At 69.5% G+C, this 24,401-nt stretch carries 22 protein-coding genes; 9 read left to right on the top strand and 13 right to left on the bottom strand.

The annotated features are described in order from the left end of the window. The first annotated feature begins 72 nt into the window (after positions 1-72). Together CQ393_RS01675 and CQ393_RS01670 are read left to right on the top strand one after the other, a co-directional pair. The gene (locus CQ393_RS01675; protein ID WP_153189901.1) at positions 73-531 is read left to right on the top strand and encodes a ribonuclease domain-containing protein; all 459 of its coding nucleotides are present in this window, start codon (positions 73-75) and stop codon (positions 529-531) included. Next, positions 528-971, top strand: coding sequence for a barstar family protein (locus CQ393_RS01670; RefSeq protein ID WP_153189900.1), 444 nt, complete (start codon positions 528-530; stop codon positions 969-971). The genes CQ393_RS01675 and CQ393_RS01670 overlap by 4 nt, the downstream gene beginning before the upstream one ends. 12 nt (positions 972-983) lie before the next feature. Here CQ393_RS01670 and CQ393_RS01665 read toward each other — a convergent pair whose 3' ends face one another. The 3 genes from CQ393_RS01665 to CQ393_RS01655 all read right to left on the bottom strand — a co-directional run bounded on the left by CQ393_RS01665 (position 984) and on the right by CQ393_RS01655 (position 4,361). Further along, on the bottom strand, positions 984-1,409 hold the full coding sequence (locus CQ393_RS01665) for a VOC family protein (protein ID WP_228114221.1): 426 nt from the start codon (positions 1,407-1,409) through the stop codon (positions 984-986). A gap of 124 nt (positions 1,410-1,533) precedes the next feature. Next, entirely contained in the window at positions 1,534-3,429 is a 1,896-nt protein-coding gene (locus tag CQ393_RS01660) for an ATP-binding cassette domain-containing protein (RefSeq protein WP_153189898.1), read from the bottom strand. Between the two features lie 26 nt (positions 3,430-3,455). Further along, entirely contained in the window at positions 3,456-4,361 is a 906-nt protein-coding gene (locus CQ393_RS01655; RefSeq protein ID WP_153189897.1) for a LysR family transcriptional regulator, read from the bottom strand. Positions 4,362-4,458: 97 nt separating this feature from the next. On the opposite strand from CQ393_RS01655, the gene CQ393_RS01650 reads away from it, so the two are divergent. Beyond that, positions 4,459-5,511 carry a YeiH family protein gene (locus CQ393_RS01650; protein ID WP_153189896.1) on the top strand — a complete coding sequence of 351 codons (1,053 nt, stop codon included), beginning with the start codon at positions 4,459-4,461 and terminating at the stop codon, positions 5,509-5,511. A gap of 109 nt (positions 5,512-5,620) precedes the next feature. Beyond that, the gene (gene dbpA, locus CQ393_RS01645; protein ID WP_153189895.1) at positions 5,621-6,997 is read left to right on the top strand and encodes an ATP-dependent RNA helicase DbpA; all 1,377 of its coding nucleotides are present in this window, start codon (positions 5,621-5,623) and stop codon (positions 6,995-6,997) included. A gap of 103 nt (positions 6,998-7,100) precedes the next feature. On the opposite strand, the gene CQ393_RS01640 is transcribed toward dbpA, so the two are convergent. The 3 genes from CQ393_RS01640 to CQ393_RS01630 all read right to left on the bottom strand — a co-directional run bounded on the left by CQ393_RS01640 (position 7,101) and on the right by CQ393_RS01630 (position 9,737). After that, positions 7,101-7,631, bottom strand: a complete 531-nt coding sequence (locus tag CQ393_RS01640; protein ID WP_153189894.1) for an adenine phosphoribosyltransferase — start codon at positions 7,629-7,631, stop codon at positions 7,101-7,103. 22 nt (positions 7,632-7,653) lie between these two features. Further along, positions 7,654-9,207, bottom strand: a complete 1,554-nt coding sequence (locus tag CQ393_RS01635) for a YdiU family protein (RefSeq protein WP_153189893.1) — start codon at positions 9,205-9,207, stop codon at positions 7,654-7,656. A 320-nt stretch (positions 9,208-9,527) separates the two neighbouring features. Next, positions 9,528-9,737, bottom strand: coding sequence for a cold-shock protein (locus CQ393_RS01630; protein ID WP_055769319.1), 210 nt, complete (start codon positions 9,735-9,737; stop codon positions 9,528-9,530). A 316-nt stretch (positions 9,738-10,053) separates the two neighbouring features. Here CQ393_RS01630 and CQ393_RS01625 point away from each other — a divergent pair, with 316 nt between their 5' ends. From CQ393_RS01625 to CQ393_RS01610, 4 genes are all read left to right on the top strand, one after another. Further along, on the top strand, positions 10,054-10,527 hold the full coding sequence (locus CQ393_RS01625) for a YaiI/YqxD family protein (RefSeq protein ID WP_153189892.1): 474 nt from the start codon (positions 10,054-10,056) through the stop codon (positions 10,525-10,527). A 61-nt stretch (positions 10,528-10,588) separates the two neighbouring features. Further along, positions 10,589-11,137, top strand: a complete 549-nt coding sequence (locus tag CQ393_RS01620) for a YaeQ family protein (protein WP_153189891.1) — start codon at positions 10,589-10,591, stop codon at positions 11,135-11,137. 25 nt (positions 11,138-11,162) lie between these two features. Further along, positions 11,163-12,347 carry an NAD(P)/FAD-dependent oxidoreductase gene (locus tag CQ393_RS01615; RefSeq protein WP_153189890.1) on the top strand — a complete coding sequence of 395 codons (1,185 nt, stop codon included), beginning with the start codon at positions 11,163-11,165 and terminating at the stop codon, positions 12,345-12,347. A 100-nt stretch (positions 12,348-12,447) separates the two neighbouring features. Continuing rightward, on the top strand, positions 12,448-14,520 hold the full coding sequence (locus tag CQ393_RS01610) for an EAL domain-containing protein (RefSeq protein WP_153189889.1): 2,073 nt from the start codon (positions 12,448-12,450) through the stop codon (positions 14,518-14,520). 130 nt (positions 14,521-14,650) lie between these two features. On the opposite strand, the gene fabV is transcribed toward CQ393_RS01610, so the two are convergent. The 7 genes from fabV to CQ393_RS01575 form a co-directional block, all read right to left on the bottom strand. Then, the gene (gene fabV, locus CQ393_RS01605) at positions 14,651-15,913 is read right to left on the bottom strand and encodes an enoyl-ACP reductase FabV (RefSeq protein ID WP_153189888.1); all 1,263 of its coding nucleotides are present in this window, start codon (positions 15,911-15,913) and stop codon (positions 14,651-14,653) included. Between the two features lie 358 nt (positions 15,914-16,271). Next, on the bottom strand, positions 16,272-17,240 hold the full coding sequence (gene secF / locus CQ393_RS01600) for a protein translocase subunit SecF (protein WP_153189887.1): 969 nt from the start codon (positions 17,238-17,240) through the stop codon (positions 16,272-16,274). A 61-nt stretch (positions 17,241-17,301) separates the two neighbouring features. Next, positions 17,302-19,143, bottom strand: a complete 1,842-nt coding sequence (secD, locus tag CQ393_RS01595; protein WP_153189886.1) for a protein translocase subunit SecD — start codon at positions 19,141-19,143, stop codon at positions 17,302-17,304. A gap of 60 nt (positions 19,144-19,203) precedes the next feature. Further along, positions 19,204-19,533 carry a preprotein translocase subunit YajC gene (yajC, locus tag CQ393_RS01590; protein WP_153189885.1) on the bottom strand — a complete coding sequence of 110 codons (330 nt, stop codon included), beginning with the start codon at positions 19,531-19,533 and terminating at the stop codon, positions 19,204-19,206. Positions 19,534-19,858: 325 nt separating this feature from the next. Next, positions 19,859-20,989, bottom strand: a complete 1,131-nt coding sequence (gene tgt, locus CQ393_RS01585) for a tRNA guanosine(34) transglycosylase Tgt (protein ID WP_153189884.1) — start codon at positions 20,987-20,989, stop codon at positions 19,859-19,861. Positions 20,990-21,057: 68 nt separating this feature from the next. Continuing rightward, entirely contained in the window at positions 21,058-22,092 is a 1,035-nt protein-coding gene (gene queA, locus CQ393_RS01580) for a tRNA preQ1(34) S-adenosylmethionine ribosyltransferase-isomerase QueA (RefSeq protein WP_153189883.1), read from the bottom strand. 143 nt (positions 22,093-22,235) lie between these two features. Beyond that, a complete protein-coding gene (locus tag CQ393_RS01575; protein WP_153189882.1) occupies positions 22,236-22,667 on the bottom strand; it encodes an Lrp/AsnC family transcriptional regulator in 432 nt (143 codons plus the stop codon). 115 nt (positions 22,668-22,782) lie between these two features. Between CQ393_RS01575 and CQ393_RS01570 the strand changes: the two genes are divergently transcribed. Further along, positions 22,783-24,279, top strand: coding sequence for an aminotransferase class III-fold pyridoxal phosphate-dependent enzyme (locus CQ393_RS01570; RefSeq protein WP_153189881.1), 1,497 nt, complete (start codon positions 22,783-22,785; stop codon positions 24,277-24,279). Positions 24,280-24,401: the final 122 nt, after the last annotated feature.

Here is a 24,401-nt window from a genome sequence, read left to right as displayed (position 1 = left end):
TGGCCCGCGTTCAAGAAAAATCCGCCGCAGACGCGATAATCGGGCCTTCCACGCGAACCAGGCCGACGCTCCATGCGCAAACCCTTGCTTCTGCTCACCGCCGCGATCGTGCTGGTGGCCGGCCTGTGGGCCATGCGCACGCTGCAGCAGCCGCCGCCCCCGCAGTTCGCGCCCTCGCTGGGCGGGTCCGCGGCGCCGGCAGTCAGCGAGGAGCCGCGCCAGCCCGGCGCGACCGACCCGCTGCCCGCCTTCCTGCCGCCGGAAGCGCACGACACCATCGCGCTGATCCTGCGCGGCGGCCCGTTCCCGCACCGGCAGGACGGCAGCGTGTTCGGCAACCGCGAACGGCGCCTGCCGCAGCGCCCGCGCGGCTATTACCACGAATACACGGTGCGCACGCCGGGCGTGGACCACCGCGGCGCGCGCCGCATCGTCACCGGCGGCGAGCCGCCCGAGACCTGGTACTACAGCGACGACCACTACGAGACCTTCCGCGGTTTCGAGGTCCCGGCCAATGGAGGCGCGCGATGAGCGACAGCGGATTCGACATGGGACTGGAGGATGTCGGCCAGGCCGGCGTCTATGGCGTGGGCCACGGCGATCTCGGCGGGCTGGCCGCGGCCGCGCGCGATGCCGGGCTCAAGGTGCTGCGCGTGGACCTGGAAGCCTGCACGGACAAGCGCACCCTGCTGCTGCGCATCGGCACCCAGCTGGATTTCCCTGCGGGCTGGGGCCGCAACTGGGACGCGTTGTCCGACGCGCTGCGCGACCTGTCCTGGCTGCCTGCCAACGGCTACGCACTGCTGTTCGGCGATGCCGGCGACCTGCGGCAGGCCAGCCCCGACGATTTCGATACGCTGCTGGACGTCCTCTCCGAAGCCGCGGCCAGCTGGGCCGCGGACAACGTGCCGTTCTGGGCGTTCTTCGAACTGCCCGGCGGCGGGGACGCCGCGGCGCCGGACGAGGCCTGAGCGGAAGTTGCCTCAGGCCGTCGGGTGCGACGGGCCCTTTAGCTCGATCACGTTGCCGTCCGGATCGGCGAAATACAGCGACAGCCCGTCGCCCTCGGCGCCGAAGTTGACCTCCGCCGCACCCAGCGGCGCCAGTCCGTGCCGCCGCAGGTGCGCGACGACATCCGCCTCGTCGAACGGTTCGATGCGCAGGCACAGGTGATCGACATTGCGCGCGCCCTCGCCCGGCGCGTCGCCGCCGCGGGCGCCCAGGGCGCCGTCCACGCCGACCAGATCGATCATCGACGCGCCGGCGCGCAGATGGACCAGGCCCAGGTGTTCGCGCTGCCTGACCACCTCGCAGCCGAGCACGGACCGGTAGAAGGCGATGCTGCGCGGCAGGTCGCGCACGCGGAAGACAACATGGTCGATGCGCTGCACCGAGAAAGGCAGTTCCATCACGCGCTCCATGGAGAAACCGGCGAAGCCCGGCCGTCAGCCGGTGTCTTCAGGGCCGGATTGTCACATGGCGACCGCAGGCGCGGCCGCCAACCACGGCGCCTTTCCGGACTCCCGCCGGCGCTCAGCCGTCCAGTTCTTCCCAGCGCGCGTAGGCCGCGTCCAGTTCGGCCTGCACCCGGGACAGCTGCTGCGTGTGCACGGTGACTTCGGCGCTGGAGCGGGTATAGAACGCCGGGTCGTTCATCGCGCCGGTCAGGCCTTCCACGTCCCGTTCCAGCTGCTCGATCCTGGCCGGCAGCTGCTCCAGCTCGCGCGCGTCCTTGAAGCTGAGCTTGCGCCTGGTCGTCGCGGCCTCGGCCACCGGCGCGGCCGCCGGCTTCGCCGCAGGCACCGCCGTGGCCGAGGCCCTGGCCACCGCCATGCCGCTCTGCGCCGGCGCCGGGCGCTGGCGCAGCGAGTCGGTATAGCCGCCGACGTAGTCGCCCACCCTGCCCTCGCCTTCCAGCACCAGGGTGGAGGTGACCACGTTGTCGAGGAAGTCGCGGTCGTGGCTGACCAACAGCAGGGTGCCGGTGTAGTCACCCAGCAGCTCTTCCAGCAGTTCCAGGGTTTCCACGTCCAGGTCGTTGGTCGGTTCGTCCATCACCAGCAGGTTGGACGGCTGCGCGAACAGCTTGGCCAGCAGCAGGCGGTTGCGCTCGCCGCCGGACAGCCGCGTGATCGGCGCGCGTGCGCGTTCCGGGGTGAACAGGAAGTCCTGCAGGTAGGCATGCACGTGCTTGCGCTTGCCGTTGAGGTCGATGAAGTCCGCGCCCTCGGCCACGTTCTCGATCGCGCTCCAGTCCTCGCGCAGGGTGGCGCGGTACTGGTCGAAATAGGCGATCTGCAGGTTGGTGCCCTGGCGCACCTCGCCGCTGTCCGGCTGCAGTTCGCCCAGCAGCAGCTTGAGCAGGGTGGTCTTGCCGCTGCCGTTGGGGCCGATCAGGCCGATGCGGTCGCCGCGCAGGATCGTGGTCGAGAAGTCCCTGATCATCACCCGCTCGCCGAAGGCGAAGGACATGTCCTTGATGTCGATGACCTTCTTGCCGGAGTTCTCGCCGCCGGCCGCTTCCAGCCTGACGTTGCCGCCCAGCTCGCGGCGCTGGCTGCGCTCGTTGCGCATGGCCTTGAGCCGGCGCACGCGGCCTTCGTCGCGGGTACGGCGGGCCTTGATGCCCTGCCGGATCCACACTTCCTCCTGCGCCAGCAGCTTGTCGAAGCGGGCGTTCTCCTGTGCCTGCGCGTTGAGGCGCTCCTCGCGGCGGCGCTCGTAGTTGGCCCAGTCGCCCGGCCAGCTGGTGACCTGGCCGCGGTCGATCTCGACGATGCGGGTGGCCAGCGCGCGCAGGAAGCGGCGGTCGTGGGTGACGAACACCACGCAGCCGTTCCAGCCCTTGAGGAAACCTTCCAGCCAGTCGATGGCCTCGATGTCCAGATGGTTGGTCGGTTCGTCCAGCAGCAGCACGTCCGGGCCGGCCACCAGCGCGCGCGCCAGCAGCACGCGGCGCTTCATGCCGCCGGACAGGCGGCCGAATTCGGCCTCGCCGTCCAGCTCCAGCTTGGTCAGGGTCTCGGCCACGCGCTGGTCCAGCGCCCAGCCATCGGCCGCGTCGATCTTCGCCTGCACCTTGCCCATGGCATCGCCGTCGAACACCTCGGCGTGGCTCAGGCGGTGGAACTCGGCCAGCCAATGGCCCAGTTCGCCCAGTCCGTCGGCGACGACGTCGAACACGCTGCCGGCGGCGCCGTGCGGCACTTCCTGCTCCAGGCGGGTGACGCGCACGCCCTGCTGGAGGCGCACTTCGCCATCGTCCGGCTTCAGTTCGCCGGCCATCAGCTTCATCAGGGTGGATTTGCCGGCGCCATTGCGGCCGATCAGGGCGATGCGTTCGCCCGGTTCGACCGACAGTTCGGCTTTTTCCAGCAACAACGGGCCGCCGACGCTGTAGTCGACGTTCTGCAGGGTGATCAAAGGCATGCGCGCATTGTACGGGAGCCGCGCGCTCAGCCGTCGGCGAACACGCCCCCGTCCAGCGCCAGCAGGCGGCGCAGGCTGGCCGGCACGCGCTTGCCGGGATGCCGCACCGCCCACAGCCGGCGGCGCAGCGGCGGCAGCGGCGTGGCCAGTGGGTGCAGCCGGCCGAGCGCGATCAGGTCGGCCACCGCATGCCGCGACAGGCAGGCCAGGCCGAGCCCGGCGACCGCGCCCTGCTTGATCGCCTCGGTACCGCCGAGCTGCAGCACCTCGGCGAAGCCGTGCAGGTGTGGCAGCAGCGCCTGCTCGGCCGCCTCTCGAGTGCCGGAGCCGGGCTCGCGCAGCAGCCAGCAGGCAGCGCGCAGCCGCGCCATGTCCGCGCCTCCACGCAGCGCGGCCGCGTCCGGGTGGCGGTCACCGAACACGACGATGAGCTCGTCCTCGCGCCACGGCGCCACCTCCAGCCCCGGTTCGTGGCATGGGCCTTCGATCAGGCCGATGTCCACCTCCAGCCGCTGCACCGCACCGGCCACCTCGCGGGTATTGCCGATCACCAGATCGACGCGGGCCTGGCCGTTGCCGTCGCGCAGGTCGGCGATGCGCGCCGGCATCAGGTAGTTGCCGATGGTGGTGCTGGCGCCGACCCGCCAGCGCACCGGCGCGGCGCTTTCATCGCCCAGACGGAAGCGGCGTTCGATGTCGTCCATGCCCGCCAGCAGGGCACGCGCCTCCGGCAGCAGCGCGCGACCGTGGCCGTTGAGCGCCAGCCGCCGCCCGACGCGGTCGAACAGCGCCCGGCCGAGCAGGCTTTCCAACTCGTTCAACGCGGCGCTCACCGCCGACTGCGACAGGCCGATGGCCTCGCCCGCGGCCGTGGTGGTTCCCGCCTCGGCGATGGCGGAGAAGATCTGCAGCTGGCGCAGGGAGAGATGCATGACCTACCCGCAAAACAGGTTGTTCGTACGAATATTATCTGTTTTACGAATTATCATGTCGGAATCAGGATGGGTCACCTCCTGATAACCCTCCGTCATGAATACCGCCGTACAAGGACGGGCTCCGGCCCTCCCGCGCTTCCCCGGCCTGCTGCTGACCGCCGCCATCGCCGGCCTGTCCCTCTGGCTGGGCGCCCAGCCGTGGTTGCAGACCCGGGGCATCGGCGCGCTGACGCTGGCCATCGTGATCGGCATCGCCCTGGGCAATACCGTCTACGGTACGCTGGCGCCGCGTGCAGCCGCCGGCGTGGGCTTTTCCAAGGCCACGCTGCTGCGCGCCGGCATCGTCCTCTACGGCCTGCGCCTGACCCTGCAGGATGTCGGCCAGGTCGGCGCCACCGGTGTGGTGATCGACGCGCTGGTGCTGTGCTCCACCTTCGCCCTGGCCTGGTGGCTGGGCCACCGGGTACTCGGGCTGGAACGCGGCACCGCGCTGCTGATCGGCGCCGGCAGTTCGATCTGCGGCGCCGCTGCGGTGATGGCTGCCGAGCCGGTGGTCAGGGGCCGCGCCGAACAGGTGGCCGTCGCCGTGGCGACCGTGGTGGTGTTCGGCACGCTGGCGATGTTCCTGTACCCGCTGCTCTACCAGTGGGGCGTGCACGCCGGCTGGATGCCGCTGGACGAGACCGGCTTCGGCGTGTTCACCGGCTCCACCGTACATGAAGTGGCGCAGGTGGTGGCCGCCGGCCGCGCCATCGGCCAGCCGGCCGCCGATGCCGCGGTCATCGCCAAGATGGTGCGGGTGATGATGCTGGCGCCGTTCCTGGTCGGGCTGTCGGCGCTGCTGGCGCGCGGCCGTCACGCCGGCAACGGCCCGCGCTCGACGATCGCCGTGCCGTGGTTCGCCTTCGGCTTCATCGCCATGGTCGGCTTCAACTCGCTGCAGCTGCTGCCCACGCGCCTGGTCGCCGCGCTGGTCGACCTGGACACCGCCCTGCTGGCGATGGCGATGGCGGCCCTGGGCCTGACCACCCACTTCTCGGCCCTGCGCCAGGCCGGCACCCGGCCGATGCTGCTGGCGCTGCTGCTGTTCGCCTGGCTGCTGGGCGGCGGGCTGCTGATCAACCTCGGCGTACGCGCCGTCCTGTAGGAGCGCTCCCGTAGGAGCGGCTTCAGCCGCGAAAGGACTTTCCCGCGAAGTCCCCCTTCGCGACTGAAGCCGCTCCTACATTCCGTCGTGGCATCTGCGAAAATGCCGCATGACCGATTTCTCCTCGCTGCCGCTGATCCCGGCCCTCGCTCCCGGCATCGACGCGCTGGGCTATACCGCCATGACCCCGGTGCAGGCGCTGAGCCTGCCGCCGATCCTGGAAGGCCGCGACGTGATCGCCCAGGCCCCCACCGGCAGCGGCAAGACCGCCGCCTTCGGCCTGGGCCTGCTGAACCGGCTCGACCCGGCCACCATCCGCACCCAGGCGCTGGTGCTCTGCCCCACCCGCGAACTGGCCGACCAGGTCGGCAAGCAGCTGCGCAAGCTCGCCACCGGCATTCCCAACCTCAAGCTGCTGGTGCTGACCGGCGGCGTGCCGCTGGGCCCGCAGCTGGCCTCGCTGGAAGCGCACGACCCGCAGGTGGTGGTGGGCACGCCCGGCCGCGTGCAGGAACTGGCGCGCAAGCGCGCGCTCAACCTCGGCCAGGTGCGCACGTTCGTGCTCGACGAGGCCGACCGCATGCTCGACATGGGCTTCGAGGAGCCGATCCGCGAGATCGCCGGCCGCACCCACGCCGAACGCCAGAGCCTGCTGTTCTCGGCGACCTTTCCCGATGAGATCCGCGAGCTGGCCCGCGCCCTGCTCAACGAACCGGCGGAAGTCACCATCGATGGCCAGCAGGAAGCCCCGGCCATCCAGCACCTGTTCTTCGAGGTCGAGTCCGCGCACCGGCAGAAGGCGCTGGCCGGCCTGCTGCTCAGGTACACGCCCGAATCGGCGGTGGTGTTCTGCAACACCCGCAAGGACGTGGATGAGGTGGCCAATTCGCTGCGCCAGTTCGGCTTCTCCGCGCTGGCCCTGCATGGCGACATGGAGCAGCGCGACCGCGACGAGGTGCTGCTGCAGTTCTCCAACCGCAGCTGCAACGTGCTGGTCGCCAGCGACGTGGCCGCGCGCGGCCTGGACGTGGAAGACCTGGCCGCGGTGGTCAACTACGAGATGCCCAGCGACCTGGACACCTACCGCCACCGCGTCGGCCGTACCGCCCGCGCCGGCCGCAGCGGCCTGGCGCTGAGCCTGGTCGCCGGCCGCGAGCGCCACCGCGCCGACGCACTGGAAACCGACCAGGGCAGCGCCCTGAACTGGCAGAAGACGCCGCTGGCCACCGCGCGCCCGGAGCAGCTGCCGCAGGCGGCGATGACCACCCTGCGCATCGACGGCGGCAAGACCGACAAGCTGCGCGCCGGCGACATCCTCGGCGCGCTCACCGGCGACGCCGGCCTGTCGGCCAAGGCCATCGGCAAGATCGACATTTTCCCCACCCGCTCCTACGTGGCCATCGCTCGCGAACACGTCGGCAAGGCCGTGGCGCAGCTGGAAGCCGGCAAGATCAAGGGCAAGCGCTTCCGCGTGCGGAAGATGTAAGCCGCTCCCCGGCTTCGCCGTAGGAGCGGCTTCAGCCGCGAAAGGGCTTCACCGAGGAAAGCCCCATCGCGGCTGAAGCCGCTCCTACGCGAGGAGGCGGCGCTCAATACACCAGCGTGGCCTGCAACGGCAGGCCGTCGGGCCAGCGCTGGCGGCCGCCCAGCCCGTCCAGTTCCACCAGCACCGCCGCGCCCAGCACCTCGGCCTCGAGCCGCTGCGCCAGCAGCAGCGCCGCGGCGAGCGTGCCGCCGGTGGCCAGCACGTCGTCCACCAGCAGCACCCGCGTACCGGCGGCAAGCGCGCCGGCGCAGACCTCGATGCGGTCGCTGCCGTATTCCAGCGCGTATTCCTGCACCAGGGTGGCGCCGGGCAGCTTGCCCGGCTTGCGCACCGGCACGAAGCCGGCGCCCAGTTCCAGCGCCAGCGCGGCGCCGAGGATGAAGCCGCGCGCCTCCACGCCCAGCACCGCCTGCACCCCGGCCGCACGCCACGGATCGGCCATCGCCGCGATTGCGGCGCGGAAACCGGCGGCATCGGCCAGCAGCGGGGTGATGTCCTTGAAGCGGATGCCAGGCCTGGGAAAATCGGCCACGTCGCGGATCGCGCCGGACCAGTCGGGATGGGTGTTCGTCATCGGGACATTGAACCGGAAAGGATCAGGAACTGCACGACAGCATCGAGCAGCCGGCGCGCTCGCGCGCCCATTCCGGACGCCGGCGCGCGAACGCCTCGCGGCCGGGCTGCTCGTCGCAGGGATGGCGCATCACCTCCAGCAGCTCGGCGATGCCGGCGGCATCGCCCTGCTCGGCGCGGTCGATGGCCTGCTGCGCCAGCCAGTTGCGCAGCACGTATTTCGGGTTGGCGGCCTGCATGATGCGGCGGCGCTCCCCGGCCGGCAGCCCGGCATCGCGCACACGCGCGGCGTGGCGCTGCAGCCAGTCCAGCAGGTCCGGCATCACCCGCGCGCGGCGTCCGGGCGAATAGAACGCCTCCTCCAGCGCCACCGCCTCCGGCTGGTCGGGATCGACGTCGGCCAGCGCACGGAACGCCAGGGTCATGTCCATCTCGCCGGCGTGCAGCAGCTCCCGGAACCGCACCATCAGCGCCTCGTCGTCCTCGCGGTAGGCGCCCAGGCCGAGCTTGGCGACCAGGTGGCCGCGCTCCTCGGCGGCGAAGCGCGCCTGGAAGACGTCCAGCCCCGCCTGCAGCGGCGCCACCTCGTCGAACAGCGGCGACAACGCCTGCGCCAGCCGCACCAGGTTCCAGTACGCCACCTGCATCTGCGTACCGAAGCGGTAGCGGCGGCCCTGCGCGTCGGTGGTGTTCGGCGTCCAGTCCGGGTCGTAGTCCTCCACCCAGCCATAGGGGCCGTAGTCGATGGTCAGGCCGAGCACGGACATGTTGTCGGTGTTCATCACCCCGTGCACGAAGCCCACCCGCATCCACTGCGCGACCATCGCCGCGGTGCGCGTGCAGACCTCGGCGAACCAGTCGGCCCGGCGCGAGGGACCGGGCTGCAGGTGCGGGAAATCGCGCTCGATGCAGAAATCCACCAGTTGCCGCAGCAGCGCCAGGTCGCCACGCGCGGCCGGCAGCTCGAAACTGCCGAAGCGGATGAACGAAGGCGCCACCCGGCAGACCACCGCGCCCGGTTCGCCGCGCGCATGACCGTCGTAGAACATGTCGCGCACCACGGTTTCGCCGGTGGCGACCAGGCTCAGAGCGCGCGTGGTCGGCACGCCGAGGTGGTGCATGGCCTCCGAGCACAGGAATTCGCGGATCGACGAGCGCAGCACCGCGCGGCCATCGGCGCCACGCGAGTAAGGCGTCGGCCCCGCCCCCTTGAGCTGCAGTTCCCAGCGCCGGCCGTCGGCCAGCAGCTCGCCGAGCGAAATGGCGCGACCGTCGCCCAGCTGCCCGGCCCAATGCCCGAACTGGTGGCCGCCGTAGTTGGCCGCCCACGGCTGCATGCCGGCATACAACGCGTTGCCGCCGAATACCTCGGCGAAACCGGGCGTGCGCACGGTTTCCGCATCAAAGCCCAGCAACGCCGCTACTTCGGGCGAATACGCCAGCAGCGTCGGCGCCGCCACTGGGGTCGGCGTCACCGGCGACCAGGCCGCGCCCAGGACCTCGCGGCGGCGCGATCCGGTTTCGGCATCGCCGGGCAGGTCGCGCAGGAAACGGTTGTCGAATACGGGGGGAGTCATGCTTCAAGCATAGACCGCATCGCTGAAACGCCGCCCGCGTTGCCCGCTCCCCTTCCCACCGGGAAGGCCGCAGTCGCGTGCTGCCGAGGCGTATGCGCGGGAGCGTCCATGGCGCTGGTGCGGGCACGGATGCACGGAGCGAGGGTTGGGACGGGTACCGGAATGCCGGGTTACATGGGGCTGCATCCGCCCGCTACTTTTCCGGCACGCCGCGCCACGCGCCGCCTTCTCCCGAAAAGAGAAGAAAAGCGTCGGACAACAAAAAACGCCGGAAGCTTTCGCTTCCGGCGTTCTGGCTACCTAGCGGTTGCGGGGGTCGATTAGACCGCCTGCACCTGGTCGGCCTGCATGCCCTTCTGGCCCTGCACGGCGACGAAGGTCACCTTCTGGCCTTCCTGCAGCGACTTGAAGCCGGTGCCCTGGATGGCACGGAAGTGCACGAACAGGTCGGGGCCGCTTTCCGGGGTGATGAAACCAAAACCCTTGGCATCGTTGAACCACTTCACCGTGCCGGTCTGACGCTCAGACATTACAAACTCCTGGAACTATTGATTGGAAATCGCAGCCGCCGGGGATCGGGGCCGAGACTGAGTTGCAGGCGTTGGTAAAACGGAACGATGAGCGGATCGGTGAGATCAGCTGCATCAGGCCACGATTCACGGTGACCCTTGCAAGCACAGTGGGGCGAAAGATACGCGGCTTTCCGCCAAAAAGCGACAAATACCGTATTCATCCGGCACGACCCGCACCGCAGGCGCAACAATCCCGGCAAATTCATCGACTTGGACGCGCCGGCCACCGCCGGAAACGCCGCCGAAGCCTGGCCCGACCGTTAGACTGCGCGGCATGGACGCCAACGCCCTTCCCGCTCCGCCCCGCATCTGGGTCGACGCCGACGCCTGCCCCGCGGTCATCCGCGACATCCTGTACCGCGCCGCCGAACGCACCCGGATCGAGGTGATCCTGGTCGCCAACCGCTGGCTGCAGACGCCGGCCTCGCGTTTCATCCGCGCCATGCAGGTGGCCGGCGGGCCGGACGTGGCCGACGATGCGATCGCCGAGCGCGTCGCCGCCGGCGACATGGTCATCACCCAGGACATTCCGCTGGCCGCGCGCGTACTGGCCAAGGGCGCCGCCGCGCTCGACCCGCGTGGCGAGCCCTACAGTTCGGACAGCATCGCGCAGCGGCTGTCGATACGCGATTTCATGGCCGAACTGCGCGGCGCCGGCGTGCAGACCGGCGGCCCGGCCAGCCTGCACGCGCGCGACCGCCAGGCCTTCGCCGCGCGGCTGGACCAGTGGCTGGCGCGCCAGCGCTGAACCGCGGCACCGCCGGCATGGCATCGGCGCAGTAGAATGGCGGTCTTTGCCCCGTGATCCCATGGCCCTTACCGCCACCATCCGCAAGGCCGAGCTGCAGATCAGCGACATGGACCGCGGCTACTACGCGACCCACCACCTGACCCTGGCCCAGCATCCCTCCGAGACCGACGAGCGCCTGATGGTGCGTCTGCTCGCCTTCGCGCTGAACGCCGATGACCGCCTGGAATTCGGCCGCGGTCTGAGCACCGACGACGAGCCGGACCTGTGGCAGCACGACTACACCGGCGACATCCTGCAGTGGATCGACCTGGGCCATCCGGACGAATCGCGGGTGCGCAAGGCCTGCAACCGCAGCCGCCAGGTGCAGGTGATCAACTACGGCGGCAACGCCTCGGACATCTGGTGGCAGAAGCAGGGCAAGGGCCTGGCCCGCTTCGCCAATCTCTCGGTGGTGGACCTGGATGCCGGTTTCGTCGAGCGCTGGGGCCAGCAGATCCAGCGGGCGATGCGCTGGAGCATGCTGATCCAGGACGGCGAGGTGCAGATCCTCAACGACCAGGTGCAGCTGGACGTGATCCCGGCGTGGCGCAAGCGCGCGGCGCAATAGGCGCGCGGTGGCGACGGACCCGGGCATGGCGGTGCACCGCTGCGACGTGCTGGTGATCGGCGCCGGCGCCGCCGGGCTGATGTGCGCGCTCACCGCCGGCCGGCGCGGCCGCATCGTGCAGGTGATCGACCATGCCAACAAGGTCGGCAAGAAGATCCTGATGTCCGGCGGCGGCCGCTGCAATTTCACCAATACCGGCGCCAGCCCCGCCAACTTCCTTTCGGCCAACCCGCATTTCTGCAAGTCGGCGCTGGCCCGCTACACACCGGCCGATTTCCTCGACATGGTCGAGCGGCACCGCATCGCCTGGCACGAGAAGGAACTGGGGCAGCTGTTCTGCGACGTTTCCTCCAAGCTGATCGTGCGCATGCTGCTGGACGAATGCCAGCAGGCGGGCGTGCGGATCCGCACCGACTGCGCGGTGGAAGGGATCGAGCGCGGTGCCGACGGTTTCCGCGTGCGCACCGCCCACGGGCTGTTCCACTGCGCCTCGCTGGTGATCGCCAGCGGCGGCCTGTCCATTCCCAGCATGGGCGCCAGCGGATTCGGCTACGAGGTCGCGCGCCAGTTCGGCCACGCGGTGCTGCCCACCCGCGCCGGGCTGGTGCCGCTGACCCTCAGCGGCAGGCACCAGGAACGCTTCGCCGATCTCAGCGGCGTGGCGCTGCCGGTGGAGGCGCGCTGCAACGGGCAAAGCTTCCGCAACTTCATGCTGCTCACCCACCGCGGCGTCAGCGGCCCGGCGATCCTGCAGATCTCCTCCTACTGGCAGCCCGGCGACGACCTGCGCCTGGACCTGCTGCCCGGCCACGACGCGCTGGAATGGCTGCGCGCGATGAAGCGCGAGCGCGGCGCCTCGGAATTGCGCACGGTACTGGCCGAGGTCATGCCCAAGCGCATGGCGCAGCGGCTGTGCGAGCACTGGCTGCCGGACAAGCCGGTACGCCAGCTCGACGAGCCGCAGCTCAAGCAGGCCGCGGCGCTGCTGGCGGAGTTCCCGCTGGTGGCCAGCGGCACCGAGGGCTACCGCACCGCGGAGGTGACCCTGGGCGGCGTGGACACCCGCCAGGTCTCGTCCGCGACCATGGAGTCGCGGCAGGTGCCTGGCCTGCACTTCGTCGGCGAGGTGCTAGACGTGACCGGCTGGCTGGGCGGCTACAACTTCCAGTGGGCCTGGGCGTCGGGACACGCGGCCGGGCTGGCGGCCTGAGCGGGCCGCCGCGCACAGGAACCGCGTCACAGGCAAGCGATCGGCGCATGGACGGCACCGCACCCATGTTGTATTAAACCCGGTCAGAGGGGAGTACCGCATGCAGAACGGCAAAGAAACAACCCTGCGCCTGCTGATCGTCGACGACAGCGCCGAGAACGCCGAGGCGATCGTCAGCGCCCTGCGCAACAGCGGCATCGCCACCCGCCCGTTCCGGCCGCAGGCGCCGGCCGAACTGGTCGACATCCTGTCCGGCCAGTCCATCGACCTGGTGCTCGCCGCGCCGTCGCAGGTGATTCCCCAGAGCCTGCTCAGCCAGCAGATCGCCGCCAGCGGCAAGGACATCCCGGTGATCGGGCTGGCCGAGCACGTCGACGAGCAGATGCTGGTGGAGTCCGGCGCCAACGGCATCCGCGCCATCGCCCTGCGCCAGCGTCCCGAGCACCTGCTGTCGGTGGTGCGCAACGAATGGACCGACCTGCAGGCGCGCCGTGGCCTGCGCCGGATCGAGGCGCAGATGCGCGAGACCGAGCGCCGCTGCGACGCGCTGATCGCCTCCTCGCGCGACCCCATCGCCTACATCCACGAAGGCATGCACATCCGCGCCAACGAGGCGTACCTGGAGATGTTCGGCTACCCCTCGTTCGAGGACGTGGAAGGCATCTCGCTATTGGATATGGTCGCGCCGCAGCACCTGGAGGACTTCAAGCAGCTGCTGAAATCGCTGAGCAGGGGCGAGGCGCCGCCGCCGCAGTACGAGGTGCACGCGCGCAACCAGGACGGCGACAGCTTCCCGGCGACGATGGAGTTCACCGCCGCCACCTACGAGGGCGAGTCCTGCTTCCAGGTGGTGTTCCGCCGCCGCGAGGAATTCGACCCCGAACTGGCGCGCGAGGTCGAGGAACTGCGCCAGCGCGACCAGGTCACCGGCCTGCTCAACCGTCCCACCTTCATGGTGCACCTGGAGAACGCGGTGGCGCAGGTCAGCCGCAGCGAGGGCCAGTACGGCTTCCTGCTGGTGGAACCGGACCATTACGCGCGACTGCTGCCCGACATCGGCCTGGATTCGGCCGACGCGCTGGTCGCCGCGCTGGGCCAGCACCTGGCCGCCACGCTCGGCGACGGACTGTCGCTGGCGCGCTTCGGCGAGCACAGCTTCGCCATCCTCGCCCAGGGCGACTACGCGCATACCGCGCAGCTGGCCGAGCGCGTGCGCGATGCCTTCGCCTCGCATGTGTTCAGCATCGGCGCGCGTTCGGCGACGGTGACCGTGAGCATCGGCGGCGTGCAGGTCGGGGAGAAGATCGCCAGCGTCGGCCAGGTGCTGGCGCGCGCCAGCGACTGCGCGCGCGCCGCGGCCGAGCTGGGCGGCAACACGGTCAAGGTGTTCGACCCGGGCGCCGCCGACCGCGTCGAGGAGGAACGCATCCAGCGCTGGGTGGAACTGATGCGCGGCGCGCTGGAAAACGAAGGCTTCCAGCTGCGCTTCCGCCCGGTGATCAACCTGATGGGCGAACCGATCCAGTTGTACGACGCGACCCTGCAGCTGCGCAACAACGAGGAGATGGTCGGCCCGGGCACGTTCCTGCCGATCGCCGAGGACCAGGGCCTGCTCGCGCCGATCAACCGCTGGCTGGTCGGCCATGCGATCCGGGCGCTGGGCGAGCGCCGCCGTGCCGGTCATCGCACCCACCTGATGGTGCGCATCACCCCCGAGTCGTTCTCCGATCCGCAGCTGCTGGCGGTGATCCGTGACGGCCTGCTGGCCGAAGGCGTGGACGGCGACCAGCTGTGGCTGCAGGTTCCCGAGGCCAAGATGTTCACCCACCTGCGCAACGCCCAGCAGTTCCTGGCCGATGTCGCGGCGCTGGGCTGCAAGGTCGGGCTGGAGCAGTTCGGCTCGGGGCTGGATTCGTTCCAGCTGCTGGCGCATTTCCGGCCGGGCTTCCTCAAGCTGGACAGCAGCTTCACCGCCGATCCGGCGCAGGCCCGCGAACAATTGGCCAAGACCCAGGAAATCACCCGGCGCGCGCAGTCGGAGGACATCCGCACGATCGCCGAGTTCGTTTCCGACGCGGCGACGATGAGCCTGCTGTTCAGTTCCGGCGTGGACTACGTGCAGGGCGACTTCGTCGGCCCGGCCGGCCCGGAGATGAATTTCGAGTTCGGCTGAGCGGGAAACCCGCCACGCCTCCCGTAGGAGCGACTTCAGTCGCGATGGGGCATTACCGGGAAAGTCCCATCGCGACTGAAGTCGCTCCTACAGGGGAAGCGGAACGGCAGCGCCGCTCCGCCCTTCCGCATCAGGTCAGATCGACCAGATTGTCGATCTTCACATCCGGGTCGACGTCGGCGTCGTAGTCCACGCCGTCGATGCCGAAGCCGAACAGGCGCAGGAAGTCGGCCTTGTAGCCGGCCAGGTCGCTGATCCCGTACAGGTTCTCGTTGGTCACCTGCGGCCACAGTTCAAGCACCCTGCCCTGCACTTCCGGCGCCATTTCCTTGTAGTCGGCGCGCAGGCGGCCTTCCTCGTCGACCAGCGCGACGCCGCGGCCCTTTCCGTCCACCAGCTCGCGGCGGATGTGGTCGGCGGCATTGGTACCACCCTGTGGGCCGTTGTAGAGGATGTCGTACAGGGTATCGAGCTGCTCGATGCAGCCTTCGTGGGTGCCCTCCTCCTTCATCACCTTGAACAGCAGCGACAGGTACAGCGGCATGGTCGGGATCGCCGAACTGGCCTGGGTGACCACCGCCTTGAGCACCGACACGCGCGCATCGCCGCCGATACCCTGCAGGCTGGCGCGGATGTCCTTGACCTTGGTGTCCAGGTCCTTCTTGGCGGCGCCGATCGAACCGTTCCAGTAGATCGCCTGGGTGATCTCCTCGCCGACATAGGTGAAGGCGGTGGTGGTCGCGCCGGGCGCCAGCACGCCGGCTTCCAGCAGCGCGTCGATCCACATCTGCCAGTCCTCGCCGCCCATCACCTGCACGGTGCCGGCGATTTCCTCGGCGGTGGCCGGCTGCAGGGTGGTCTCGGTCAGCACTTCCTTGTCGGTATCCAGCCCGCGCAGCGTGATCGGCGCGCCGATCGGCTTGAGCGTGGAACTGATGACCTCGCCGGTCCTGGGGTGCTTGCGGCGCGGCGATGCCAGGCTGTAGACCACCTGGTCGACCTGGCCCAGGTCGGCCTTGATGATCTCGATGACCTTGGCCTTCACTTCGTCGGAGAACGCATCGCCGTTGACGCTGCGCGCGTACAGGCCGGCGGCGTGGGCGTACTTCTCGAACGCGGCCGAGTTGTACCAGCCCGCGGTGCCCGGCTTGCTCTCGCTGCCCGGGCGTTCGAAGAACACGCCCAGCGTGGCGGCGTCGCTGCCGAAGGCGGCCTTGATGCGCGCGGCCAGGCCGTAGCCGGTGGAGGCGCCGATCACCAGCACCTTCTTCGGGCCATGGGCAAGCCTGGGCTGCGCCTTGATGTAGTCGATCTGTTCCTTGACCGCCGCGTCGCAGCCGGCCGGATGGGTGGTGACGCAGATGAAGCCGCGCACACGCGGTTTGATGACCATGGAAACCTCGGTTGGGTGCGGGAAAACAGCGCCGCGGCACAGGGCGGACAGGCGCCGAACCGCGAGGATCGTAGTGTGCGCCCGCAACGAAAACAACCGACGCCACCGCATGGGAACACGGCGGAAACCGCAGTCGGACGGCCGCCTGCGGCGCCAGCCGACGATGGCCGCTGGACGCGCGGCCACCCGCGAACGATGCGCGTCCGGGCGCCACTACGGTCGCCACGGACAACATAAAACCGCCGGACGCGGTTTCCGGCGGCCCCGCCGATGATCCGGAGGTTGCCGCCATCGCGGGCGGCAACAAAAAAAGAGCCGCGCATCGCGCGGCTCTTCCGAAGGTGGAAACCCGGCGGCCTTATGGGCGGCGCGCCAGTTCCTCCACGTCCTTGGCCTTGGGCAGCAGGTCCTGCTTGCTGACCTTGAACGGCCCGATGCTCAGCAGCGGCACCGCCACGATCACCGAGGAGATGACCACGATCACCGCGCCGATCATGTGGGTCTCGGCCAGGCCTTCCATCGACGCGCCGCCGTACAGGTACAGGGCGAAGGCGGAGAGGAAGAACATCACCGCGGTGATGATGGTGCGCGACAGGGTCTGGTTGATCGAGCGGTTGAGCACTTCCAGCGAATCCACGCGCAGGCTGCGGAAGTTTTCGCGCACGCGGTCGAACACCACGATGATGTCGTTGATCGCAAAGCCCATCACCGACAGCAGGCCGGCCAGCACGGTCAGGTCGAACTCGCGGCCGAGCAGCGACATGTAGGCGATGGTCAGGATCAGGTCGAAGAAGGCGGTGATGCTGGCCACCATCGCGAACTTCCATTCGAAGCGCGCGGCGATGTAGATCAGGAAGCCGATCAGCATGAACAGCGTGGCGTAGACGCCGTTCATCGCCAGGTCCTTGCCGACCTGCGGGCCGACGAACTCGGCCGGCTGCACGCTGGCCGGGTTGGCGTCGGTGGAGACCGCCGCGCGCACCTGCTCGGCGACCTGCCTGGCGGCATCGGCGTCGTTGTTGTGCTCGGCGTCGGCCTGCAGGCGGACCATCACGTCGTTGCCGCTGCCGACGGTCTGCACCTGGGCGTTCTCCAGCCCGGCGGTTTCCAGACGCTCACGGACGTGGTCCACGTCCACCGGCTTTTCGAAATGGGTGCGCACCACGGTGCCGCCGGTGAACTCCAGCGCGTAGCTGAAGCCCTTGAAGCCGATGATGGCGATGGACGCCACCAGCAGCACCACCATCAGCGCCAGCACCGGCCTGCGGTGGCGCATGAAGTCGATCGTGGTGTCGTTCGGGATGAGGTGAAGCGGGAACAGTTTCATGCAAGGTTTTTCCCTTTGAAAGCCCGCACGCGCGCATGCGGGCTCCTGCGATGGATTCGCGTCAGATCGCCACGGAAGTGAGCTTCTTGCGGTGGCCGTAGATCAGCACCGCCAGCGAGCGCGACACGGTGATCGCGGTGAACATCGAGGCGAAGATGCCGATGATCATGGTCAGCGCGAAGCCCTTCAGCGGACCGGTGCCGAAGGCGTACAGCGCCACGCCCACGATCAGGCCGGTCAGGTTCGCGTCGAGGATCGTGTGCGAGGCCTTCTCGTAACCGGCGGCGATGGCCGCCTTGGGCGGCATGCCGGCGCGCAGCTCCTCGCGGATGCGCTCGTTGATCAGCACGTTGGCGTCCACCGACAGGCCCACCGACAACGCCAGGCCGGCAAAGCCCGGCAGGGTCATGGTCGCGCCGAACAGCGACATCACCGACACCACGATCAGCAGGTTGAACAGCAGCGCCACCGAGGTGATCGCGCCGAACATGCGGTAGTACACGGTGAAGAACACCAGGGTGAACACGAACGAGAACACCACCGCCTTGACGCCGCGGGCCACGTTCTCCGCGCCCAGGCTCGGGCCGATCACGTATTCCTCGACGAAGTCCATCGGCGCGGCCAGCGAACCGGCGCGCAGCAGCTTGGCCAGGCTGTCGGCCTCGGTCTTCTCCAGGCCGGTGGTGATGAAGTTCTTGCCCAGCGGGCTGTTGATGTTGGCCACGGAGATGACTTCCTCCTTGACCCGGAAGCTGCGCTGCTCCTTGCCGTCGACCACGGTCACCTGCGGGATGCGCTCGGTGTAGACCACGGCCATCGGCTTGTTCACGTTGACGCTGGTGACGTCGAACATGCGCTGGCCGCCGACGCTGTTGAGCGTGACCGCGACCGCGGGCAGGCCGTTCTGGTCGGTGGACACCTCGGCCTTGACCATCTGGTCGCCGGTCACGATGGTGCGCTTGTTCAGCAGTACCGGCATGCCGCGGCGGTCGCGGTACAGGCGCGCTTCGGGCGGGATGCGGCCGCTGGCGGCGGCGTCGGCGGCGTTGCCGTCCACCACCAGGCGGTATTCCAGGGTGGCGGTGGCGCCGATCATGCGCTTGGCTTCGGCGGTGTCCTGCACGCCGGGCAACTCGACCACGATGCGGTCGTCGCCCTGGCGCTGGATGATCGGCTCGGCCACGCCCAGCTCGTTGACGCGGTTGCGCAGCGTGGTCAGGTTCTGCTCGATGGCGCCGGAGGCGATCTGCAGCATCTCGGCCTGCGGCACGCTCACGGTGATGCGCTCGCCTTCGCCCGAGTAGGTCAGGGTCGGCTGCGCCTTGACCAGCGCGGCGCGGGCCTTGTCGGCGTCGGCGGCGTTGGACAGCGACACCTGGATGTCGCTCTCGCCGCGGCGCTCGACCGAGCGGTAGCCGACGCGGCTGTCGCGCAGCGTGGTGCGGATGTCCTCGGCGAACGCCTCGAAACGCTTGTCCACGGCGGCCTTCTTGTCCACCTGCAGGGCGAAGTGCACGCCGCCCACCAGGTCCAGGCCCAGCACCATCGGCTTGCCGCCGAGCCGTGCCAGCCAGTCCGGCACGGTCGAGGCCAGGTTCAGCGCGACGGTGTAGTTCTCGCCGGCCTTCTCGCGCAGCGCGTCGTTGGCGCGGGTCTGGGCATCGAGCGAGCCCAGGCGGACGATCAGGCTCTCGCCTTCCTTCTCCACCGACTTGGGCGTGACGCCGGCCTCGCCCAGCGCGGCGCTGACGCGCTGCTTGAGGGCATCATCGATCTGGCCGCCGCGGTTGGCGGTGATCTGCACGGACGGGTCCTTCTGGTACACGTTGGGCAGCGCGTACAGCGCGCTGACCGCCAGGACGACCAGGATCAGGAAGTACTTCCAGCGTGGGAATTCAAGCATTGCAGGTTCCTGCGCGACACCGGTCCCGGCGCCGCGTCGTGACGGAAGGGAAACTCGGGGTCAGGCGGCGGACTTCAGCGTGCCCTTGGGCAGCACGTTGCCGATGGCGCCCTTCTGCACGCGGATGCGGACGTTGTCGGCCACCTCGACGGTGATGAAGTTGTCGCCGATGTCGGTGACCACGCCGGCGATGCCGCCGTTGGTCAGCACCTCGTCGCCCTTGGAGATCTTCTCCAGCATCGCCTTGTGCTCCTTCTGGCGCTTCATCTGCGGGCGGATCATCAGGAAGTACATGACCGCGATCAGGGCGATCGGCAGCAGGAAGGTGCCCATTCCCGGGGAGGCCGGAGCGGCCTGGGCGACGGGAAGCAGGATAGCCATCGGGTTCATCGTGTGTCCTTTGCTGTTGGGCGCCGCCGGCCATGGCCGGCGGCGCGAAACGGATTCAAGCGGGGAAGTATGCCATAGGGGCGGGCGCGGCCGATTGCAAGGCGCCCTCCCTATCTCCCCGTGGGAGAAGGCGCCCCGAAGGGGCGGATGAGGGTAAGGGCGGAGCCTCTTGGTGTGCGGTCGCACGAGGCTTCGCCCTTGCCCTCACCCCAACCCCCGCTCCGCGCCCCCGGCACACGCCAGCGGCGTGGGCGCGCGACCGCACGTGCGCCAGTGGCGCGCAGGCCGTGCGGCCTTGCCCCAAAAAGCAGAGGGGCTTGAAGCGTTACAGCGCCGGCGCCACCGCCCCACGCGCCGCGTAGAAGGACTCGCGGAAGGCGCCGAAGGTTCCCGCCTCGATGGCCGCGCGCATGTCGGCCATCAGCTTCTCGTAGTAGTACAGGTTGTGCAGGGTGCCCAGCATCGGCGCCAGCATCTCGTTGCAGCGGTCCAGGTGGCGCAGGTAGGAACGGGTGTAGCCGCTGCTGCAGGCGTGGCAGCCGCAGCCCGGCTCGATCGGGTCCATGTCGCGCTCGTAGCGGGCGTTACGGATGCGCACCGTGCCGAACGAGGTGAAATAGTGGCCGTTGCGCGCGTTGCGGGTCGGCATGACGCAGTCGAACATGTCCACGCCGCGGGCCACGCCCTCGACCAGGTCCTCCGGGCGGCCCACGCCCATCAGGTAGCGCGGGCGGTCGGCCGGCAGGATCGGGTGCATGTGCTCGAGCATGGCGTTGCGCTCGTGCTCGGGCTCGCCCACCGCCAGCCCGCCGATGGCGTAGCCGTCGAAGCCGATCTGCTGCAGGCCCTCGGCCGAACGGCTGCGCAGGCCGGCATGCACCCCGCCCTGGACGATGCCGAACAGCGCCGCGTCGTTGCCCAGGCCGTCGTGCGCGTCGCGCGAGCGCCGCGCCCAGCGCAGGCTCAGTTCCATGGACCTGCGCGCCACGTCCTCGGTGGCCGGGTACGGGGTGCACTCGTCGAAGATCATCACGATGTCCGAATCGAGCACCTTCTGGATCTTCATGCTCTCCTCCGGCCCCAGGAACACCCGGGCGCCGTCGGTCGGCGAGGCGAAGGTGACGCCCTGCTCGGTGATCTTGCGGCGGTGCGCCAGCGAGAACACCTGGAAACCGCCGGAGTCGGTCAGGATCGGCCCGTTCCAGCGGCAGAAGCCGTGCAGGCCGCCATGGTCGGCGATCACGTCCAGGCCCGGGCGCAGGTACAGGTGGAAGGTGTTGCCGAGGATGATCTCGGCGCCGAGCGCGCGGATCTGCTCGGGCAGCACGCCCTTCACCGAACCGTAGGTGCCCACCGGCATGAACGCCGGGGTCTGCACGGTGCCGCGCGGGAAGGACAGCTGGCCGCGGCGCGCGTTGCCGTCGGTGCTCTGGAGCGTGAACTGCAGTCTGGACATGGGTGTGTTTCGATCGGTCTGCCGCGCATTGTCGCGGATCGGCGGCGACGGCGCAGGAAAGTGCGGGATCAGGCACCGGGCTGCGGGAACAGCAGCATCGCGTCGCCGTAGCTGAAGAAGCGGTAGCGCCCGGCGATGGCGTGCGCGTAGGCGTCGAACACCCGCTCCCTGCCGGCGAAGGCGGAGATCATCATCAGCAGGGTGCTTTCCGGCAGGTGGAAGTTGGTGACCATCGCATCGACGCTGCGGATGCGGTAGCCGGGGGTGATGAAGATCTGCGTCTCGCCGGCGAACGGATGCAGCTCGCCGTCGCGCATCGCGCTTTCCAGGGCGCGCACCACGGTGGTGCCGACGCCGATCACGCGGCCGCCGGCGGCGCGGGTCCGGCGCACCTGCTGCACCAGTTCGGCGCCGACGTTGAGCCATTCGCGGTGCATCACGTGGCGGGACAGGTCGTCCACCCGCACCGGCTGGAAGGTGCCGGCGCCCACGTGCAGGGTGATGTGGCCGAACTGCACGCCGCGCCCGCGCAGCCGCTCCAGCAGCGCGTCGTCGAAATGCAGGCCCGCGGTCGGCGCCGCCACCGCGCCGACCTGGCGCGCGAACACGGTCTGGTAGCGCTCGCGGTCGTCGGCGCCGGGCTCGCGCTGGATGTACGGCGGCAACGGCAGCCGGCCTTCGTGCACCAGCCAGGATTCCAGCGGCTCGGGGATGTCGAAGCGCAGCACGTAGAACTCGCCGTCGCGGCCGAGCACCTCGGCCTGCCCGCCGGCGTCCAGCGCGATGCGGCTGCCCGGCTTGGGCGACTTGCTGGCGCCGATCTGGGCGCGGGCCTGCTGGCCGCCGAGCAGGCGTTCGATCAGGATCTCGACCCGGCCGCCGGTGGCCTTCTGCCCGAACAGCCGCGCCGGGATCACCCGGGTGTCGTTGAACACCAGCAGGTCGCCGGGCTGCAGCAGCTCCGGCAGGTCGCGCACGTGGCGGTCGTCGTAGGCGGCGGGCGCCGGCGGCACCACCAGCAGGCGGCTGGCCGAGCGCTCGGCCAGCGGCGCCTGGGCGATCAGCTCCTCGGGCAGGTCGTAGTGGAAATCGGACTTCTTCAAGGCCGCGGCATCGAACGTGGGAGCAGGCCATTGTACCGGCACCCGCGCACGCGCCCGTAGGAGCGGCTTCAGCCGCGAAGGGGCTTTGCCGGGAAAGCCCTTTCGCGGCTGAAGCCGCTCCTACGGGAGGTGGAGGGGGTTGCTCAGCGCTCGAACTTGGTCGACAGGATGATGGCGCTGGTGGTGCGCTCGACCCCGTCGATCACGCCGATGGCGTCGGTGACCACGTCCATCTGCCCGACCCCGCCGACCACCACCATCGCCACCAGGTCGTGTGCGCCGCTGACCGAATGCAGGCTGCGCACCTCCGGGATGTCGCGCAGCGCCTTGACCACGGCCGGCATCTTGCGCGGCGACACGGTGATCAGCACGTGCGCGCGCACCTGGCCCTGTTCGTAGTCGGCATGGGTGCGCACGGTGTAGCCGGCGATCACCCCCTGCTGTTCGAGCCGGTCGATGCGGCTCTGCACGGTGGTGCGCGAGAGCCCGAGCCGCCGCGCGATCTGCGCGGTGGAGGCGCGCGCGTCCTCGCGCAGCACGGACAGCAGGCGTTCGTCGGCCGGGGAAATCTTCATAACGCGGACCAGTTTCGTCGATTCGACGAAATTAACCCGATTTTCGACGGAATGACAGCTGCCATATGACCAGAATCTCCAGATAATGGCTGTACAAGACCTTCTGGAGATGAGCATGACCGTACTCGGCCCCCTCGCCGCGCTCCGCGCGCACGCCGGTACCCGCCTGACCGCGGGACTGGACGACGCCGCCGTCGAACGCCTGGCCGGCGCCCATCCCGACCTGGTCGGCGCCATCGCCGCGGCGGCCAGCGAATACAACCGCATCAAGGACGAGGTCGCCGACCTGCTGGACCTGGACGAGCAGGACCAGATCGCCGCCATGCAGTCCGGCTTCGTCAACTTCTACGCCGACGACGCGGTGGTGCCATACATCGCGCTGGCCGCGTGCGGCCCGTGGGTGGTCTCGCTCAAGGGCGCGGTGCTGTACGACGCCGGCGGCTACGGCATGCTCGGCTTCGGCCATACCCCGGCCGACGTGCTGGCCGCCGCGGCCAAGCCGCAGGTGATGGCCAACATCATGACCCCGAGCCTGTCCCAGCGCCGCTTCGTGCAGGCGCTGCGCAAGGAAATCGGCCACACCCGCGGCGGCTGTCCGTTCTCGCACTTCATGTGCCTGAATTCCGGCTCCGAGGCGGTCGGCCTGGCCGCGCGCATCGCCGACATCAACGCCAAGCTGCAGACCGACCCGGGCGCCCCGCATGCCGGCGCCACGGTCAAGCGCGTGGTCATCAAGGGCAGCTTCCACGGCCGCACCGACCGCCCGGCGCTGTATTCGGACTCGACCCGCAAGACCTACGACCGTTACCTGGCCAGCTACCGAGGCGAGGACAGCGTCATCGCCATCGCGCCGTACGACGAAACCGCGCTGCGCAAGGTGTTCGACGACGCCAAGGCCCACAACTGGTTCATCGAGGCGGTGTTCCTGGAGCCGGTGATGGGCGAAGGCGACCCCGGCCGCGCGGTCCCGGCCAGCTTCTACAAGCTGGCGCGCGAACTGACCCGCGCCCACGGCAGCCTGCTGCTGATCGACTCCATCCAGGCCGCGCTGCGCGCGCACGGCACCCTGTCCTTCGTCGACTACCCGGGCTACGAGACCCTGGACCCGCCGGACATGGAGACCTACTCCAAGGCACTGAACGGCGCGCAGTTCCCGCTGTCGGTGCTGGCCGTCACCGGGCACGCGGCCAACCTGTACCGCAAGGGCGTGTACGGCAACACCATGACCACCAACCCGCGCGCGCTGGACGTGGCCTGCGCCACCCTCGCCCGCCTCACCCCTGAAGTGCGCCAGAACATCCGCGCACGCGGCGAGCAGGCGGTGCAGAAGCTGGAAGCGCTCAAGGCGAAGCTAGGCGGCCTGATCACCAAGGTGCAGGGCACCGGCCTGCTGTTCTCCTGCGAGCTGGCCCCGCAGTTCAAGTGCTACGGCGCCAATTCCACCGAGGAATGGCTGCGCACGCACGGCGTCAACGTGATCCACGGCGGCGAGAACTCGCTGCGCTTCACTCCGCACTTCGGCATGGACGAAGCCGAGCTGGACCTGCTGGTGGACATGGTCGGCCGCGCGCTGGCCGAAGGCCCGCGCCGCGAGCAGGCCGACGCGGCCTGATCCCTGCGCCGCGGCAGCAAGGATGGAGAACGGAAAGAGGCGGCCACCTGGCCGCCTCTTTCCATATGGGAAAACCCCATGCGGGGCGAGCCCCGCAACTACGGGAACGCGAAGGCTGCGGG

Origin of the sequence: Stenotrophomonas sp. MYb238 (assembly GCF_009496535.1) — a bacterium.
Taxonomy (GTDB): domain Bacteria; phylum Pseudomonadota; class Gammaproteobacteria; order Xanthomonadales; family Xanthomonadaceae; genus Stenotrophomonas.
This window is presented reverse-complemented; position numbering and strand designations above follow the sequence as displayed.